Annotated in this window: 17 protein-coding genes; 5 read left to right on the plus strand and 12 right to left on the minus strand. The window is 49.2% G+C overall.

The features are described from left to right. Nucleotides 1-7: 7 nt before the first annotated feature. Genes DS731_RS17000 through DS731_RS17020 form a run of 5 tightly spaced genes read right to left on the minus strand, consistent with a single transcriptional unit; the run spans nucleotide 8 to nucleotide 6,494 of the window. A complete protein-coding gene (locus DS731_RS17000) occupies nucleotides 8-1,459 on the minus strand; it encodes an efflux transporter outer membrane subunit (protein WP_119502452.1) in 1,452 nt (483 codons plus the stop codon). Nucleotides 1,460-1,472: 13 nt separating this feature from the next. Beyond that, a complete protein-coding gene (locus tag DS731_RS17005; protein ID WP_119502453.1) occupies nucleotides 1,473-2,591 on the minus strand; it encodes an ABC transporter permease in 1,119 nt (372 codons plus the stop codon). Nucleotides 2,592-2,594: 3 nt separating this feature from the next. Further along, nucleotides 2,595-3,740: an ABC transporter permease gene (locus tag DS731_RS17010; protein WP_119502454.1), complete on the minus strand. Its 1,146-nt coding sequence runs from the start codon at nucleotides 3,738-3,740 to the stop codon at nucleotides 2,595-2,597. Further along, nucleotides 3,730-5,502 (minus strand): ATP-binding cassette domain-containing protein, encoded by a 1,773-nt coding sequence (locus DS731_RS17015; RefSeq protein WP_119502455.1) that lies wholly within the window; start codon nucleotides 5,500-5,502, stop codon nucleotides 3,730-3,732. Before DS731_RS17015 ends, DS731_RS17010 begins: the two co-directional genes overlap by 11 nt. A 2-nt stretch (nucleotides 5,503-5,504) precedes the next feature. Further along, a complete protein-coding gene (locus DS731_RS17020; protein WP_119503473.1) occupies nucleotides 5,505-6,494 on the minus strand; it encodes an HlyD family efflux transporter periplasmic adaptor subunit in 990 nt (329 codons plus the stop codon). Between the two features lie 120 nt (nucleotides 6,495-6,614). Here DS731_RS17020 and DS731_RS17025 point away from each other — a divergent pair, with 120 nt between their 5' ends. After that, nucleotides 6,615-7,244 (plus strand): CerR family C-terminal domain-containing protein, encoded by a 630-nt coding sequence (locus tag DS731_RS17025; RefSeq protein WP_119502456.1) that lies wholly within the window; start codon nucleotides 6,615-6,617, stop codon nucleotides 7,242-7,244. Nucleotides 7,245-7,271: 27 nt separating this feature from the next. Here the strand turns inward: DS731_RS17025 and dld are convergent, their stop codons facing one another. From dld to cspE, 3 genes are all read right to left on the minus strand, one after another. Further along, a complete protein-coding gene (gene dld / locus DS731_RS17030) occupies nucleotides 7,272-9,005 on the minus strand; it encodes a D-lactate dehydrogenase (protein ID WP_119502457.1) in 1,734 nt (577 codons plus the stop codon). A 56-nt stretch (nucleotides 9,006-9,061) separates the two neighbouring features. Next, on the minus strand, nucleotides 9,062-10,372 hold the full coding sequence (locus DS731_RS17035; RefSeq protein WP_119502458.1) for a DEAD/DEAH box helicase: 1,311 nt from the start codon (nucleotides 10,370-10,372) through the stop codon (nucleotides 9,062-9,064). 86 nt (nucleotides 10,373-10,458) lie between these two features. Then, a complete protein-coding gene (cspE, locus tag DS731_RS17040; protein WP_119502459.1) occupies nucleotides 10,459-10,665 on the minus strand; it encodes a transcription antiterminator/RNA stability regulator CspE in 207 nt (68 codons plus the stop codon). 389 nt (nucleotides 10,666-11,054) lie between these two features. Here cspE and DS731_RS22430 point away from each other — a divergent pair, with 389 nt between their 5' ends. Both DS731_RS22430 and DS731_RS22435 read left to right on the plus strand, forming a co-directional pair. Then, nucleotides 11,055-12,587 carry a diguanylate cyclase domain-containing protein gene (locus tag DS731_RS22430; RefSeq protein ID WP_119502460.1) on the plus strand — a complete coding sequence of 511 codons (1,533 nt, stop codon included), beginning with the start codon at nucleotides 11,055-11,057 and terminating at the stop codon, nucleotides 12,585-12,587. After that, nucleotides 12,491-13,141 carry an EAL domain-containing protein gene (locus tag DS731_RS22435; protein WP_119502461.1) on the plus strand — a complete coding sequence of 217 codons (651 nt, stop codon included), beginning with the start codon at nucleotides 12,491-12,493 and terminating at the stop codon, nucleotides 13,139-13,141. Before DS731_RS22430 ends, DS731_RS22435 begins: the two co-directional genes overlap by 97 nt. A 12-nt stretch (nucleotides 13,142-13,153) precedes the next feature. Here the strand turns inward: DS731_RS22435 and DS731_RS17055 are convergent, their stop codons facing one another. The 3 genes from DS731_RS17055 to DS731_RS17065 all read right to left on the minus strand — a co-directional run bounded on the left by DS731_RS17055 (nucleotide 13,154) and on the right by DS731_RS17065 (nucleotide 15,885). Continuing rightward, complete coding sequence (locus DS731_RS17055) at nucleotides 13,154-13,570, minus strand: hypothetical protein (protein ID WP_181013635.1); 417 nt, start codon at nucleotides 13,568-13,570, stop codon at nucleotides 13,154-13,156. Further along, nucleotides 13,570-14,772: a hypothetical protein gene (locus DS731_RS17060; RefSeq protein ID WP_119502462.1), complete on the minus strand. Its 1,203-nt coding sequence runs from the start codon at nucleotides 14,770-14,772 to the stop codon at nucleotides 13,570-13,572. The genes DS731_RS17055 and DS731_RS17060 overlap by 1 nt, the downstream gene beginning before the upstream one ends. A gap of 72 nt (nucleotides 14,773-14,844) precedes the next feature. Beyond that, nucleotides 14,845-15,885 (minus strand): PLP-dependent cysteine synthase family protein, encoded by a 1,041-nt coding sequence (locus DS731_RS17065; protein ID WP_119502463.1) that lies wholly within the window; start codon nucleotides 15,883-15,885, stop codon nucleotides 14,845-14,847. 248 nt (nucleotides 15,886-16,133) lie between these two features. On the opposite strand from DS731_RS17065, the gene DS731_RS17070 reads away from it, so the two are divergent. Next, nucleotides 16,134-16,376: a TIGR03643 family protein gene (locus DS731_RS17070; RefSeq protein ID WP_119502464.1), complete on the plus strand. Its 243-nt coding sequence runs from the start codon at nucleotides 16,134-16,136 to the stop codon at nucleotides 16,374-16,376. Between the two features lie 81 nt (nucleotides 16,377-16,457). On the opposite strand, the gene DS731_RS17075 is transcribed toward DS731_RS17070, so the two are convergent. Beyond that, the gene (locus tag DS731_RS17075) at nucleotides 16,458-17,195 is read right to left on the minus strand and encodes a 3-keto-disaccharide hydrolase (RefSeq protein ID WP_202980669.1); all 738 of its coding nucleotides are present in this window, start codon (nucleotides 17,193-17,195) and stop codon (nucleotides 16,458-16,460) included. A gap of 242 nt (nucleotides 17,196-17,437) precedes the next feature. On the opposite strand from DS731_RS17075, the gene DS731_RS17080 reads away from it, so the two are divergent. Beyond that, a complete protein-coding gene (locus DS731_RS17080; protein WP_119502465.1) occupies nucleotides 17,438-18,592 on the plus strand; it encodes a DUF547 domain-containing protein in 1,155 nt (384 codons plus the stop codon). Nucleotides 18,593-18,634: the final 42 nt, after the last annotated feature.

The raw sequence follows: 18,634 nt of genomic DNA on the forward strand, positions 1-18,634 counted from the left end.
CGTCGCACTAATGCATGCCCGGGCCTCCCGTCGCTTTGTACACGCTAAGCTGGCTTAAGGTCACATTCAACTGAGATTGAATGTGACCAACCTTCGCATCTAACCATTGTTGTTGCGCCATCAGAACAGGCAATTCACTGGTCAGGCCGGCTTCAGCGTCTGTTTCTGTCAGCGCAAGTCTTTGGGTTATGTTAGACAGTGCTTGCTGACTTTGCTGCAGTTGTCTTCCGGCGCTGTTAGCCTGCTCAATGGCACTGTCTACTTCTGTCCATGCCGATAACACTTGCTGTTGGTATTGCACAATGGTTTGCTGTTGCGTAATTGATTTGATCTCAACCTGACGATGAAGCTGGTTCCGGTTGAACAGCGGTAAGTAAAAGCCCGGGCCAATTTGCCAGGTTCGCGAGGACCAGTCGGATACCGCACTGCTGCTTAGCGCTTCAATGCCCACATTACCTGTTAACTGGAATTGTGGGTACAGCGCCGCTTCTGCAATACCAATTTCTGCGGTCGCCGCTCTTACTTTGGCTTCTGCGGCGCGAATGTCCGGGCGCTGGCTTAATACTCCGGAAGGTACGTTGAGCGTAGAGAGCACATATTCATGAAACGCATCGTGTGGCGCTTCCAATAAAGATGTCAAAGCACCCGGTTGTACGCCCACCAGCAGCGAAAGCTGATTGGCTAACACGTGTACTTCACTGCGCTGACCGTCCAGCGTACCGTTTAATTGATGAGTTTGTGCTTCTAACGCTAAACGTTCTGATTCATCGCCCAGCCCTGCAGCAATCAGGGCCTCCTGTATAGATAATTGAGTATGCAGGTTTGCCAGTTTTTGCTGTTGTAATGCCAGTACTGCTTGCTGTGCGCGGTATTGTACATACCGGCGCATTAATTCTGTCGTTAACGACAAACGTAAATCAGCCTGCTCACTTTCTGCCAGTGTCTGCTGAGCATCTGCGGCATCAATTTGATTAGCTACTTTTCCCCACAGGTCAGGTTCCCAACTGGCATCAAAGCCCGTTGAGTAAACGGTAAAAGGTGATGCCAAAGCATCTATCAGGGCATCCTGTTGCTCACCAGAGGACGACAACTTTATAAACCGGGTCATACTGCCGTCTTCACTCAACCGCTGCCTTTTCACACTGCCTGAAAAGCCAGCCTCAGGCTCGCCACCGCTTCCGGCTACCTGCCGGTAAACTCGACTGCTGGCAAAATTCAGCGCAGCCACCTGTAAGCTCTGGTTATGCTTTTCTAACATGCTGTGAAGCGTCATCAGCGTCTTATCGTCTTTTAGCCAACGCGACACCGTGTGGTTTTGTGTTTGACCATCAATGCCGTGCAAAGACGGCCAGGTCAACGGTACTGCCACCTCAGGTTTTTCATATTCAGGACCCAATTTTGTGCATCCCGACATGGCCAGTGCAGTGATGAGCGTAAAAGAAATAAGCGAAACTTTCATATGATGGATGTCCTTATGAAGTCCTGTGTCTGAAAAGCCAGCTGGCTACCGGCAGAGTAATGGTGGCGATAATAATCAGCGGGATCATCTCCTGATAAACGTCAGCAAACGTTGCCCCTTCAAGATAAACACGCCTGACAATATTGACCGAAAAACGCAGTGGATTAACGTAGGTAATATCCTGCATTAATTCAGGCATGTTGGTCAGCGGCGTGGCAAAACCCGACAACAGCATGAGCGGCATGAGTAAAACAAAGGTATACAGCATGGCTTGCTGCATATTCAGAGAAACAGCAGAGATAGACAGACCGATCCCCACACTTGCCAGCGTAAATAAAAATAACCCTGTATAGAGCGTCGGTAACGCCCCCTGAAAGGGGATCTCAAACCAGTACCGGCTGATAAGCAGCACCAGCGAAGATTGAATAAGCCCTATACACACCGACGGCAGCGCCTTGCTGATTAAGATTTGCGAAGGCAGGCTGGGTGTCACAAGTAACTGGTCAAATGTGCCCTGCTCACGCTCTCTGGCAACGGAAAGTGCTGTAAGCATCATTGTTTGAATCATGCTCAGCGCGGCAATCATTCCCGGTAAAATAAGCCAGCGCGTTTCCATATTCGGGTTAAACCAGGCGCGGGTTTTCACCTGCACAGGAAGCTGCCTCCCAAGATCCTTTTCCGCATTGTAAGACATGGTAATGGCGTTAAAGCTGCCAAGGGCCGCGTTAGCTGTCGCTGAATTCCGGCCGTCGACAATAAGCTGTATCTGGCTACTTTCCCCGCGGGATAATTTGTCTTCAAAGTCAGCGGGAAAATACACCACCATCAGCGCTTTTTGATTACCGACAATGTCAGCAATTTCCGTACTTCCCGACAGCGTGGCCACCTGGTTAAAAAGACCGGCACCCTGCAGTTTCTGCAGGACCTCATGGCTGGCCTGACTGTCACTTTGATCGAGCACGGCATAAGGCACCTCTTTCAAGTCAAATGTGGCGGCATAGCCAAACAGCAGTGTTTGCATAATGATTGGCATGATCAAAATGACACGGCTTGAGGGATCTTTTAAAACAGAAAGAAATTCTTTCTGACACAAATTGAAGATAAGAAAAAAATAGCGACGGACACTTCCCATAGTTTAATCCAGTGTCTTTTTAGTGAGAAAACGGGCAAGACTGAGTAACAACACGGCGTAAACTGTGAGCAGCCCCAAATCTTTAAGAATTACGGGCCAGAAATTACCGGCCAGAAACACCGTTCGCAGCAGTTCGATAAAGTACGTGGCAGGAAGCAAACTACCAATAACATGAACGCCGGCGGGTAAATTACCTAAATCGAAAATAAAGCCGGAAAGCATCATCGCAGGCAGGAAGCTGGCCAGGATAGCAATCTGGCTTGCCAGAAACTGGTTGCGCGTCAGTGCCGAAATAAGTAGCCCGATTGCTAATGCCACCAGCATGTATATCACTGACCCCAATACCAATACCCAAAACGCGCCCTGAATGGGCACATGGAAAAGAAAAGTCGACGCCAGCACACACAACACCAGGCCTATGATGCCGACACCAAAATAGGGAATTATTTTAGCCAGAATGATTTCAGCAGGCCGGACCGGGGTAACAAAAAGTGCTTCCAGTGTGCCCCGCTCCCACTCCCGGGCCATGACGAGCGCGGTGAGAAACGTGCCCACCAATGTCATGATAAGTACGATAAGCCCGGGCACAATAAACCATGTGCTGGTGTTGGCATCGTTAAACCAAAGCCTTGGAACAACAGTCACGCCTCCGGATTGATGCGCGTTTGCACCAAAGCGGTCTTGCTGCTTTGACGCCCACACACCGGTGAGCGTTGAGAAATAGCTACTTATCGAAGAGGCCCGCGTTGCATCGCTACCCAGCACGATAAGCTGAATGTCTGCATTTCCAGTTTTTAATTTGCTGGCGAAAGTGTCATCGAGAATGGCAATGGCTTCGACGTCCCGCGCGCGCAACGCCTTTTCAGCCTGTTGCAACGAAGTCATCTCACTGGGTACGAAATAAGGCGACAGCCTTAGCGTTGAAACGAAATCATTAGTCTCTGGCGCAGGCCGGGTAGTCACCACCGCTAAACGAATATCTTTCACATCCAGCGTAACGCCAAAGCCAAAGATAAAAATGAGTGCGATGGGTAAGCCAATACCAATCAGTAGATTACTTTTATCACGTAGTAATTGCCGGGTTTCCTTTTTTACCAATGCCCGCAAGCGGACCGCAAAGGCGCGAACAGGACGGGACTTAGTTGACATCAGCGGCCTCCCTGTCTCGTTTTTGTCGACTTTGCGCAATGATACTGATGAATGTCTCTTCCATACTCATTGCCGAATCGCCGTCTATGCCAGCGCGTATCTCCTCAGGCGAGCCCATGGCAAGCTTTTTACCTGCATCCTGAATCAAAATCTTGTCGCAGTATTCAGCTTCTTCCATAAAGTGGGTGGTAATGATGATGGCCGTGCCGGTTTTTGACAGTGCCGTGATACGTCGCCAAAAAGCCCGCCGGGCTAACGGGTCCGCCCCGCTGGTTGGCTCATCGAGAAACAATATATCGGGCTGGTGCATAAGGCTGGCCGCCATGGCTAACCGCTGTTTGTAGCCTCCGGGTAATGATGCACTTTTTTGCTGTACGTGAGAGGCTAAATCAAATTGAGAAATCACCCGGTCAATGGCTTGTTTTCGCTGCTTTCCCCACAGCCCGTATGCACCAGCGAAAAAGCGCAGGTTTTCATACACGGTTAAATTGCCATACAACGCGAATTTCTGTGACACATAACCAATGCGGGAACGTGCGCCAGCGGCGGCGGTTCGTAAGTTTTTCCCGGCTACGTCCAGCGTGCCTGATGTGGCGGGTAACAATCCGCAGAGCATCCGGAAAGTCGTTGTTTTCCCCGCACCGTTTGGTCCTAATAAGCCAAAGATATCACCGGGATAAACTTCAAAAGACGTTTTGGCAACTGCCGTAAAGTCACCAAACTGTTTAACCAGCTCATTAACAGACACGACAGGCTTATCGTGTCGCTGAGATTGCCCGGTATGTTGGTTTTGCTGCGCCAATGAGGATACATCTACTGCGGCGGGTTTGATATGGGTCTTCAAATGCATCATAAACGCATCTTCCAGGCGGGGAGGCACAGATTCAGACTGCGCGGCCTTTACCTGATGCGCGATGGCTTTCATATCTTTGCCTTGATGTAACACGCAGCGTACCCGCCCCCCTTGAGGGACCGCATCGATTACGTCCTCTTCGTTATCAAGCAGTGCACTTTGTAAATCCCGCGGCTTTTGGCTTGATGAAGGAGTTACCACGAAACACCGCCCCGCTGCGTCCTGCTTTAATTTCTCAGGGGTACCTTTCGCGAGAATAGTCCCTTCATTGAGCAAGTACACCTGATGGCACCGTTCTGCTTCATCTAAGTAAGAGGTACTGACCATCACGGTGAGCGACTCATCTTCCACCAGTTGGCTGATAATTTTCCACAATTCTTGCCGTGACAGAGGGTCAACGCCAACAGTGGGCTCGTCAAGCAGTAGAAGTGCAGGCGAGCGCACCAGCGTGCAGGCCAGACCGAGCTTTTGTTTCATGCCGCCCGACAAGTTTCCCGCCGGTCTTGAGGTAAAAGCAGAGAGATTCGTCATAGTCAGCAGGCGCTCATACCGCGCCTCACGGGTTACTTTATCCACGCCGTGTAAGTCTGCGTACAAATCCAGATTTTCCTGTACGCTTAAATCTTCATACAAACCGAATCGCTGGGGCATGTAGCTAATTAAATTTTGTACCTGCTGTGCGTCTGTCGTCGTGTTATAGCCAAGTACACGTAAGCTGCCATCAGAAGGAACCATCAACCCTGCGACCAGGCGCAGCAGCGTGGTTTTTCCTGCACCATCGGGCCCCACCAGAGCGGTGAGTTCCCCTTTCTTTGCTTCGAAATCTATCTGTTTGAGGGCTACGGTTTGCTGACCGTCTCCGTTGAATTGTTTAACCAGCGCGCTGGCACTCACCACCGGTTCACTCATGATTAGCGTCCGTTGTTAACGAGCATCACAGTGGCAGGCATCCCCAACTTAAGGGTATTGTCAGCATCATCAACCCTGACCCGAACCTCATAAACCAGTGAGGTGCGCAAATCCTCTGTTTGCACATTTTTCGGCGTAAATTCAGCGACAGAAGAAATAAAGCTGATAGTGCCTTTAATAGTTTTATTCAACCCGTCAACATGAACATCAACGGCTTCACCTACCCTGGTGGTCGCCAGTTGGGTTTCATTAATATAAACCCGTATCCACTTGGGTGACGTTAACGCCAACGTGATAACAGGACGCTGAGGGGTGGCGAGGTCGCCGGGCTCCATCAGTCTTGCCCGCACTTCACCATCACTGGGGGCGAGTAACACAGTGCGGCTAACCTGTTCAGCCAGTAAGGCTCTTTGTGAAGCCAGCACTTGTAACTGTGCTCTGGCCTGATCGATGTCTTCTTTTCTCGGTCCCTCTTCAACCAGTGCTAAACTGGCCTTCGCCTGTGCAAGTGCTGCCTGCAGGGCAACTACCTGATCCCTCGCCTCATCAATATCCTGTTGGCTTACGCCTTTACCCTGTGTTTTGCTGTCAACTGATTGCAGTCTTTTAAGCCGGGCGGATGCAATATCCACATTCGCTTGTTGCTGCGCCACCACCGCTTTTGCCTGTGCAATCTCCTGGGGTCTTGAACCCGCCTGCAACTTTGCCACTAACGCTTCCTGGGCGGCAATTTGCGCATTGGCCTGCGCCAGCTCAAGGTTTGCTACGGTATCATCGAGCCGGGCAATAATCTGACCTGCTTTAACCACATCCCCTTCTTCCACATTCACAGCTGTTACCCGCTCGGACTGAGTGAACGATAAAGACACCTGGCGGATATCGACATTCCCGAACAGTTTTGTTTGTTCAGCCCCGCGTTCAGGCCAAAACGTATAGACGGAAGCTGCCGCCGCTACCGCGACGACAATGAGTACAGCGAGCTTTTTATTCATAGAAGAATTCACTTGTGTAAGCATCAACGCATAACACAATATGAAATTCAAATTTGAATTTCAACTAGTTCAGCGGTAAAGTGCCTGATAATTTACATAAGCGACCTGGTGATGAAATAAATGCAAAACCGAAAGGGCCGTGCCGATGGTGAAGAAACGAAAAAGCGCATCTTCGCTGCTGCCGCCGAATTATTCGCTCAACGGGGTTATCACAACACGTCAGCCAAGGATATTTGCAGTGCAGCAGGCGTGAATGCCGCTGCAATCAATTATCATTTTAATGGTAAAGATGGTCTGTATGAGCAGGTATTTTCTGCGGCGATAGAACACTTCCTGCACCTGGATTTTTTGCGGGCATTAGATGAAAGTCACGCAACAGCGCAAGACAAGCTGGACGAACTCATTGAGCATGTGGTGGCCAATATACTGGAAGAGCGAAGCTGGCACGGAAAAGTGTGGGCGCGGGAAATTGTCACGCCATCGCCGATGATTAATACGGTGTTAGTAAACGAAGCTCACACAAGGGCGAGTATCATCAAGAAGATGGTGATGGAGGCCAGCGATTTTAACGCTACCGACGATGACGTTACTCCTGTCTACGCCTTATTCACATTATTGGCGCCTTGCATGATGCTGATGATAGTTAACCCGGAGCTGCCTACTCCGATCCAGCCCATTTTTTCACGGCCGCAAAGCGAACTTGTCGCTTACATTAAAAGCCTGGTGAGAAATCAGTATCCTGCTAAATAGCACACAGGCCCGCCGGGGTTGGCCACATCAATCGTGGCCACCACAGCAGCTGTCGTTATGCTCAGCCCAGTTTTTCAGTTTAGTAGTTTTACCGATCCCCGGGTTGAAGCTATTGGTCGGGTCGAGCTTGCGATAGAACGACTTCAGCGCATCTTTGGCAAAATACTCATGTCCCACGTTATGCTCTGCGGGGTACTCAGCATTCCGCGCATCGAAGGTTTGCAGTATTTTGTTTTTCAGCACTTTCGCATCCGCGCCTTTCTTCAACACGTAGTTCTGGTGCATTACGTGGCAGAACAGGTGGCCATAGTAGAGTTTGGTATCAACCTGCTCATCGATTTCTGCCGGCAGCTCTTCAAACCAGTCAGGATCGTTACGGCGTAATGCCACATCGATAGTCATCATCGCCCCCACATTTTTACTGTTCATAATGTGGTAGCGGCCGATAGCACCACCGGCAACAAACCGGTGCAGTATCGCTTTATCTGCTTCATCTTCCGTACATTCGAAGTAGCTGCCTTCATGGGTTTTAAAGAAATTATCCAGATACGCACGGGCTTCATCTACACCGTCGTTACTCATTTCTAAAATCCAGTGATGCTGGTACTTATCACGATACACTTCCATGCGGGCCGGTAAATGGCCGGGGAACAGATAACTTAAGTACTGCATGGTGCGGTCTGACATTTTGTTTGGCAAAAAGCCCAGCTTGTCAGTGAAGGCATCAAACTTACGTTTAAAGGCAAACAGCTTAGGGATGAATTTCGCCCCCAGCTTGCTGATGACGATAAACATATCTTTACCGTACTTCTTCGATACGTCGTAGCAGTCGCGGTGCAGATATTCACCGGAGTCCGGTAAGTTTTTAAAGGTAGAAAGAATGTCCCGGCGAATTTGGGTGAACATAGCGGCATCATTAGAGCCCACATAGAACACCTGCTTTTTGTCCGGAATCGGAAAGGTATCAAGGCGTACAGCGAATACCGCCAGTTTACCCGCACAGCCACTGGCTTCATGTAAGCGGCGGCCGTCATTATTAAAACGTGAAGGCGTGTCAGAATCGACATCCCGCACACGCTCATCGTATTCGTTATCTGATGCTCTCAGTTCAGGGAAAGCCACGTCGTCTGCTGCGTAGTTCTGCTGTTGCAGATTGGTCAGGATTTCTTCCGGAGAGTCACCCAGGTGAATGCCCAGATTATTCACCAGCGACAGCTTGCCACTCTCATCAATTTGGGCAAACAGTGACATTTCTGTGTACGCCGGGCCACGTTTAACCAGCGCACCGCCGGAGTTATTGCAAATCCCGCCGACAATAGATGCGCCGATACAGGATGAGCCAATCACTGAGTGAGGCTCACGGCCATATGGCGCGAGTTTCTCTTCCAGACCAAACAGTGTGCTGCCCGCCAGACCGACAATTTGCTTACCTTCGTCAATCAGCTGTATATCATCAATACGCATGGTGCTGATGATCACCAGCGGACGGTCGTAATCTTTACCATCCGGCGTTGAACCGCCGGTTAAACCGGTGTTGGCTGCCTGCATGATAACGGCCACATCCGCTTCCACACATAACGTCAGTACCCGCCAGATTTCCACTAATGTTGCCGGGCGGACCACGGCCAGTGCTTCACCGGAACCGAAACGGAATCCTTTACAATAAGGCTGCTTCTTTTCTTTATCGGTAAGTAAGTGGGCTTGTCCAACGACGTCGCCTAACGAGGAAATCAAAGACTGTGTATCGGTTTGTCCGCTCATAGGTCTCTCTGGCAGGTTGTACTGACGAAATTTCAGGCCACGCACTATACACTAAATTAAGAAGCGTGCGAACCCGTTGACGCCCTCGCAGGCTTTCTGCGGGCTGGCCTGCGGCGGGATGGCGAAGCCTTTGTCTGCGGCTTTTTATCTCCTGCATTTGCCTCTTTTTGCTGTTTAGGCTTCTTCGGCTTCTTAGGTTTTTTGGGCGCTGACAGGGTAGTCTCTGCTAACTTAAGATCCGGCTCAAATCCGCTTAATGTTTCCCGTGGCAGCAACTTCTGGATAAGGGTTTCAATATCCTTAAGTTGTTGTAATTCATCAGCACTAACCAGTGACCATGCCTGACCGCTGGCACCGGCACGACCTGTCCGGCCAATACGGTGCACATAATCTGCTGCGGTATTGGGTAAATCCAGGTTCACCACCACCGGTAACTGGGCAATATCGATTCCACGTGCAGCGATATCTGTTGCCACCAGCACATTAACCGTACCGTCTTTAAACTCGCTTAGTGCACGGGTACGGGCGCCCTGGCTTTTGTTACCGTGAATGGCAGCGCTGGGAATACCGGAATTGGTCAGTCGGGTAGCAATCCGGTTAGCACCATGCTTGGTACGGGAAAATACCAGTGTCTGGCGCCATTTCTGCTGCTTAATCAACGCTGTCAGCGCACCAACCTTCTTCGATTTATCCACATTGACCAGGATCTGCTGAACCTCTTCTACTGTGGTGTTCGGTGGCGCAACGGAAATCTTAACCGCTGATTGAGTAATCGATTCTGCCAGGGCTGTTACGGTAGGTGAAAAGGTAGCAGAGAAAAGCAGATTCTGACGTTTAGCCGGCAACAGCTTCAGCACACGTTTGATGTCGTGAATAAACCCCATATCCAGCATGCGGTCGGCTTCATCAAGCACAAGTACTTCAAGCTGATCAAATTTCACCGCGTTTTGCTGGTACAAATCTAACAGACGTCCCGGCGTGGCCACCAGAATATCAGTACCGCCACGCAAGCGTTTCATTTGCGGGTTGATACCGACTCCGCCAAATACCACGGTGGTTTTTAAATTCAAAAATTCATTGAAGCCACGGATATTGTCTTCTACCTGTGCGGCTAATTCCCGCGTAGGTGTCAGAATCAACGCTCTGACATTGTTACCCCGTGGCTTTTGTCCTGAAGACAGTTTTTCCATTATCGGCAGAGCAAAGCCTGCTGTTTTACCTGTACCGGTTTGCGCGGCAGCCAGTACATCTTTACCGGACAGAATGACCGGAATAGCCTGACTTTGAATAGGAGACGGAGACGCAAACCCAAGTGCGGAAACCGCTTTTAATAACGGTGCACTTAAGCCCAGTTCAGAAAACTGCATGAAAACCTCAAAGAATGGAAAAAATGACTTACAGAAAAAACGGGCGCTACCAGTGAGCGCCCGTTATAAATAGGATAAGCGTTTGCTTACAGTACTACTACGTCAGCAGCCTGTGGGCCTTTGTTGCCTTGTTCGATAGTGAACTGAACGTTTTGACCTTCGCTTAAAGAACGGAAACCGTCAGATTTGATCGCACGGAAGTGTACGAAAACGTCTTTGCCGCCTTCCTGAGAAATAAAACCGAAACCTTTAGCTTCGTCGAACCATTTTACTGTACCAGTTACCTGAGACATAAATTACTCCAAAAAATAATAAGTTAAATTAAATACGCCTATTTACGTATGAGGTCTTTCAGGTTTGGAACAGGCGTAGATCAGTAGTTTTCCGGAAGTAATTCTGTGAAGACTTACAAAGAATATAAAGAAATAGCATTAACAAGTTTGAATAGGACCTTCAAAAGGCGCGGCGATGTTACCAGTTGTTTATCAGAATAGCCAGCTTATTTTTTAACCGGTTTTCAATGACAGAATTTTAATCTTTACCGGCCCGTTATTTTCTATATTTATGATTATAAAATCGCCATGCAGGAAATTGCACGAGCAACACCAATGCGCTTTATAAATCCGTGACTATACTCTGAATAGACCAAGCATATAAAAGTCACGCCATCCGGGGTTAATGTTTGAAAAGCCTTCGCACAGAAATTGCGGCAATAACGCTTATTTCTATTACCGTCATCAGCGCGCTGGTGATGTGGGTGTCGTTGCGTGTTTACGAAGGTCTTTATGAAGAGTTCGTCTCTCAGGAGCTGCAGGCTTTGTCTGAGAACCTCGCCAACGATCTGCTGCCACACATGGCCGCAGATGATGAGTTCCCGCTCATCAGTGTACTTTTGCGTTTAGATGAATATGACAATGTAGAATTTGCCCGCGTCTATAACACCCAAAACGAGATAGTTAGTGCTTACATCGGCTCTGCACTTGTTAAACACAGGCAGCATTCAGGAAATGAAAGCTCTACCGAAGATGTGAGGCTACACGAACTGGACTACGGACTGCATATTGAAGACAGCCATATCCGCGTAGTTAAAATAATTGGTGACCCGGCCCTGCCTCAGGGCAAACTGGTCATTTCCTATCTTATTGAGCAGTCACTTGCAGACAGCCAGAGAAAGTTCATCGTTGCCATAGTGCCCTTTGTTATTTTCATTCTGCTTACCGCTGTTTTTCTTGTACTGGAGTTACAACGCCGCTCCCTGCAACCATTGTTTAAACTCATTGAGAAAATGCGCCGCGTAGAAGAAACCAAAGATTACGCCATAGAAGTAAGCATTGAAGGTAAGTCGGAAATCAAAGCCCTCACCCACGGCTTTAACAGCATGATGTCAGACATCAACAAACAAACCGAACTTAACCGGCAGAAAAATAAACTACTCACCCGTCAGCAGGAGCAAATGGAAAAGCTGGCGAACTTCGACCCCCTTACCGGATTGCTGAACCGGCAGTTTTTAATGAAGTGCCTGAACATCGAGCTGGCCAGAGCCAAGCGGGAAGAAAAAGATGTCGCTCTGCTGTTTCTTGATCTCGACGGGTTCAAAATGGTGAACGATTCCTTCGGTCATGACGTGGGTGACAAATTGCTTTGTAAAATTGCTGATGTGATCAGTGACAGCCTGAGGCTGGATGATATTGTCGGCCGGCATGGCGGCGACGAATTTGTCATCATTCTTGGGGAATGCAGTTCGGTGGAACAGGTTGAAGAAGTAGCGGCACGGCTGGTTGAGGCTATTGGCAGTGATCAACTGGTGGATCAATGGAAACTGGAAACAGGCGCAAGCATCGGTATTGCGCTGGCAAAGGACTGCGACTTCAGCCTGACCACCTTAATGAGCAATGCGGATATTGCCATGTATCATTCCAAGCGAAACGGTCGGGGTCAGTTCACCCTGTTCACCCGCATGATGCAGGACGACAACCACCGTATGATCCGCATCTCTACCAGTATTCACACGGCGATTGAGAACAATGAATTCTTCCTTGTCTATCAACCTAAAGTGGACCAGAGCAGTAAGGTGGTGGGTTTTGAAGCACTGATCCGCTGGTATAACCCCACCTTGGCATGGTGTCACCGGCGGAATTTATCCCCATCGCTGAGCAGAGCAATAAAATATCAGTCATCACACTCTGGGTCATGGCGCAGGTATGCAAGGACGTAAAACACATTCTCAGACAATACGGAGAAACCACAACGATTTCCCTGAACCTGTCAGCCAATGATTTAAAGGACGAAACGGTCACAGCTTTTGTTCTGGAAAAAATACGAGAGCTTGGCGGACTGGCCGGTGCCATTGAGTTCGAAATTACGGAATCTGCCTACCTCAAAAGTTTTCAGGCGGGGAATGCGTTTTTTGACGATCTTCGCGCACTGGGATGCAAAATAGCACTTGATGACTTCGGTACAGGGTATTCCTCTTTAAGCTACCTCACCGAATTCAGCATTGATACGCTGAAAATCGACCGTCAGTTTGTCAGTCAGATTGGTGTATCACAACGTTCAGAACTTATCACCGTCACTATTCTTGAGATGGCACGCCACCTGAAACTGAAAGTGTGCGCCGAAGGCGTTGAAACCCTGGACCAGGCAACGTTTCTGATAGATCACGGGTGTCACCTTTTACAAGGCTATTATTACGGCCGGCCAGAGCCGATTTGTGAAAATGATGAAGAGGACGGGTTAATTCCCGCCCTCGAAAGCCAGCATAGTATGTAGCAAACCCACTTTTCAGCCCGAGGTGTACAGCACTGTCAGTGTTTCCGGCAGCGTCACATCTGCAGGGAGATAGCCCACACTGCCCTGATTTTCCAGCAAATATTCCATCATGGCATCCACAGACTGCACCTGAACCGGTGCCTTATTTCTGCCGCTGAACCGCATTTGCGCCCAGTAAGACTGAATACGGGACTCTGTCAGGCCCACTATCCGTGCATTGAAGATAAGCCTGGTTTGCGCGCCGGGGACAAGTGTTACCGGTTCAAGCCCGGACGAAGCTCCGCCCATAAACAGATTGCGCACTTCATGCTTTTGCATGGTGCCTGCCGGCTCTGCAAGATTTGCTACCACAATAATCTCATCACTGGCTTTTGCAGGCTGTGACGACATTAACAGCGCAAGGGTGAGAGTAAGATTCATCAACTTCATCAGAATACCCACTCCAGTCCGAACTGGTACAACACGGCCTGACGGTCAAAGTTTTCGGAGCCCGCTTTTAACTTGAACAAAGAGGTTTTGCCGGGCTCACCGTCTAAAAACGTTACTTCCGCTTTCAGTGCCATGCCCGGGCGGAAGTCCCATCGCCCGGCCAGAGTGACAGAATCCAGCACATCGGTGGGAAATCTGGCCTGCAATTGCTCCACGCCGTAGTAGAGCATATCAAGCTGAGGATCCAGACCAACGGGGATAGTGTTGTTCAGTTCCCCGAGGATCTGATTGGATTTGGCGTAGGTCACAAGTAACTGGTAATCACCGAAATAGCGTCCCAGCGTGACATAATAGTTTTCAATACCGGCCAGAATATTAATGGTGGATTCCACGTCTACATATTCTGCAGACATAAACCAGTCCAGGCTGTCGTAGCTTATTCCTACGAGGTAGGCATCCACCCGTCCCGTTAATGAAAAATAATCAGCTAAATCATCAAATCCGGCGGCTTTCAGTCCGCCGGTCAGCTCTCCCAGACCGTCAATGTCAGCTTCCACGTCGGCAGAAATAAACGTGGCACCGCGCAGTTGCCAGCCCCGGTAACTGATTTCGGCGATGCCGCCGTACATCTCCTTCACCTCAAGGTGAAAGCTCTCACCGCTGGCTTCAATGTCATCCGAAAAAGAGCCGTAATATCCTTCCAGTCCAAAATAGACATCGTCAATGTTGAACTGATAGCGGGCGTTCCCTCCTTCGTAGCGGGGAAAGAACAGATAGCTGCCGTACAACTGTCGGGGAGGAGATATCCATGGGTAGGCGTATCCCACGTCAAAAACGTCAGAATACTGGAGATACGGTGTACGCAACCGGCCTGCCTTAAATTGCCAGTTTGCGTTGGGTTCATAGCTTAAGTAGAGCCATTCCAGCCCGGAGCCGCGACTTTCATCACTGTGCAGAAGCACCTGTCCGGAGACCGATACCGTGCCGGTCAGGGCATAATCAGCCTGTAAGCCCAGCAATGACTTCTCTGAGAAACTGACTTTATTCTCATAGCCTTCAAAGTAAGCCTGATCAGTATCCAGATACCCCGCCACCACGCGGGCGAACCCTGAAAATTCCACGGGGAAGTCGTCACTGGCATTATTGCAGGGTGAGAACAACAATGCGGCAGTGAAGACACCTGTTAAACCTGACTGTTTCAACCTGTGAGATCACTTTATCCAAACTCATACCTGTTTTGAGTATTGTTCAAAGTGTCATTTTTGCCAGCCGGTTTATGCAAATTTTTGCAACTGCTCAGTGTAAACGCTGATGTCCCCGAACATTTTCTCTACCCATTGCAGATTGTGGTAAGTATCAAGATAACGCTCACCACTGTCACACATCAACGTAACGATAGACCCCTGCTCTCCCCGGGATTGCATTCCTGCAGCCACCTGCAATGCGCCCCACAAATTAGTACCGGTAGAGGCGCCGGCGCGGATCCCGGCAATATCTGCCAGCCAGTGAATGGTGGCAATACTGGCTTTGTCTTCCACCTTCAGCATTTTGTCGATGACATCCGGCTGAAAGGACGCTTCTACTTTGGGCCTTCCTATACCTTCAACGGCACTCCCCCGCTGACTGGTTAACGTGCGGTCTCCTGACTGATAGCTGTCGTAAAACACAGAATGCTCAGGATCCACAACAACCAGCTCTGTCGCCAGCCCCTTGTAACGGATATAACGGCCAATCGTCGCTGAGGTACCGCCCGTACCGGCGCTCATGACCACGGTGTGGGGCACACTGTGAGGTTCAGCGGACATCTGACCAAAAATACTTTCAGCAATGTTGTTATTACCCCGCCAGTCAGTGGCCCGCTCAGCGAACATGAACTGATCCATAAAATAGCCGTTACACTCCTGCGCCAGCCGGACGGCTTCATCGTGCATATGGGTGGGACATTCCACAAAATGGCAGCGTCCACCGAAACGGGTGATCAGGTTAATTTTGCTTTGTGCCGTGCTGCGGGGCATCACTGCAATAAACGGAATACCCAGCATACGGGCAAAATACGCTTCAGACACAGCTGTGCTGCCGGAGGATGCTTCAACGATAGTCGTGTTTTCACCAATTTTGCCGTTGCACAGGGCATAGAGAAATAAGGAACGGGCCAGACGATGCTTTAAGCTGCCGGTGGGATGGGTACTCTCATCTTTCAGATAGATATCAATACCCTTCAGATTGAGTCCTTCAAGCTTAATAAGGTGCGTATCAGCGGAGCGCTGAAAATCCGCATTAATTTTTCTGATCGCCTCTGCAACCCAGTTTTTCATAGTGAGGTCCGTTTGTGTTTGTATGAAGTCAGTATAAAAGCATCAGCAGGGAATCTTCCCGCATTTTTTGGCTGCAGGCCCGGTGCAAGAGAAAAATAATTGCAGACCATGAACTTAAAAGAGAATAAAAATGCAAAGAGACACGCTTACCGCTGAGCCAGACATTAAATATCATTAAACCATACCGCAGACTTGTTCTGTACTGTCTGATATCCGCTATGCTACCTGCCCGTAAAAGAGGAGCTTGTATGACACCGGCAGAATTGTCCCGCGTAGTAGAAATGGCCTGGGAAGACAGAACACCGTTTGAAGCAATAGAGAAACTCTACGGACTCAATGAGTCTGCAGTAATAAAGCTCATGCGAAAGGAGATGAAACCGTCATCCTTTCGCATGTGGCGGAAACGTATGCATGGAAGACAAACTAAACATCTGAAGTTACGTCATTCCGGCATTGAGCGCGCCTATTGCCCGACACAGTACAAACGCTGACGGCTCTCAAAGCGTTACGGGCTTTAAACAGGTTGCCGCCTGAGCGCAGGAAGCCCTTTTCTCCGCTTCGTTGTAGCCAGCTTACAACTCTTTTATTTTGATATTCCGGAAAGCAACCGGTGAGGTCCATTCCTGCAGCACGATGTGCCCTTTGGTAGCCTTGCCGAAATCAGCAAAGCTTTTAAAATTGGACTGAGATACCCAGTCTTTCCACTCTTGACTACCAAGGTCAACTTTCGCGGTTAAATTGCCATTCAGGTAAAAGGCCACTTCACCGTTATTTTGCCTGATAACCGACTGATTCCACTGCCCCTGCTCATGCACTGAAGTTTGTGTAAGCTGTGCGGAATAACCGTACAGGCAACCCGGATTTTTCGCCGGCTTTTTATTATCGATATGTTCAGGACCCAGAAGCTGATATTCAGGTCCGGTTTGCCAGGCAAGCTGATTTTCCGGGTTTTCCTGCACATTAATAAATACACCGCTGTTACCATCTACGGTTGTTTTCCATTCGAAAGCCAGTTCATAGTTTTCAAATTCAGCATCTGATGTCAGGTCGCCATGCTGAACACCGCTGGTACGCAGATCGACAGTGATAGTGCCGTCCTGCACTATCCATGAAGGCTTAGCATCAGGATGTTGAAATAAGTGCCATCCATCCAGTGTCTTGCCGTCAAACAGCAACTTCCAGCCCTCTTTGACTTCAGTTGCGGTCAGCACATTTTGCTGAGATGAAGATGTTGCAGCCATCGAACCGGCACTAAAGGCTGACAATGCACACACTGCCAGCAGCAATTTTTTATGTTGATTGATTTTCACAGACCATCCTTAACAATATTCCCGGGGTTTACAGATAAGTGTGTCCCTAATCTGCTGAATGACACATTACAGTAACATCTTTGTTACTTCCATCGGCTCCCGGCCTTTTTCTTCCGGTGTCATACTCAGTGCGGCAGACTTCCGCACATGCCTGGCATAATCGGCTCTTCCTATTTACTTTCCTTTGTCCCCGGGCGTATAAATGGCAGTACATAAAGTGTTCAAACAAAAGGATTATTGTGATGAAGAATGCCTGTTGCCTGTGCTTTGCATTCCTGTTTATCAGTTTGCTGAGTTACGCCGGAGAAGCCGGTGTACCGGAAGTTTTCAGAGGCCATGCGCAAGACAACAAGCTTTATCTGCAATATGATGATCTGGATACGTTCTTAAAAACATTTGTTTCTGTGACCGGCTGGTCTGAAAGGCAAAAAGCGGAGAACATAGATTCCAGAGTGGGTACGCGCCTGAAAGTGCGCATTAATCCGTTGACGGTACTGGAGGGTAATAAATTCTACTTTACCGCCTTTGACAATGAACAGGTGGTTTCCACATTGGCAGATATGCAGGCCAGTCTGATGTCCCTGCCCGATGAGATTCCTTTGCCTCTTCTCAGTACAGATGAGCAACTGGCATACTGGCTGAATCTCTATAACTTCACCATGCTCAATGAGATTGCTAAACGCTATCCGGTCTACAGCATGAGTCGCTACCTCGATCCCGAAGAAGACAAGTATTTCCTTGATGACAAAGTCATGACAGTAGCAGGGATCCCTCTCAGCCTGAATGACATTAAAGATAAAATCCTGAAGGAAAAATATGACAGCAATCCGCTTATCCTTTATGGCCTGTTTCAGGGCAATATTGGCGGCCCCGGCATCCAGAAACGGGCATTTCGTAGTCGCGGAATATGGCGGACGCTGAAAAAGTCTGCCACTGAATTTATTAATTCAAATCGTGGCACCTACTACGACGGCAAGGTTTCAGTGTTCTATGAGCGCAACCTGAACTGGTTTCATAACGATGAGGCGGCATTGAAAGCGCATATCCTGACGTATCTCGGCGGTGAAATGACTGAGGAGATCGATAAGGCAAAATCGCTGGATTTCGCCATGAAAGACTGGCAACTGGCAAGTGTAATGGGTGACCAGCGTAGTTACGGCGGGTCTGGTGCGACCAACAGTGCAGCTATGTTAGATTCAGTTGTAGTGAGCGGCAGCGCATTAGTTCCCACTCATATGATGGAGGAATGGGTTTCTAAGACACCAACGAGCACCCGTTTATCGCCGTCTCAACTGGCAGTACTTGATGATCTACGTACCCGGTTCGCTGTGGCCCGGGGCTCGGTATCTGTCACCGATCTCAGCGAAGAAGAGGCGAAGTCAGACAAAGAACAGTAGCCGCTGGTAAAAGTAACTCCGGACCAGACAAAAAAGGGCGAT

This window comes from Alteromonas sp. RKMC-009, from assembly GCF_003584565.2.
Classification (GTDB): Bacteria; Pseudomonadota; Gammaproteobacteria; order Enterobacterales; family Alteromonadaceae; genus Alteromonas.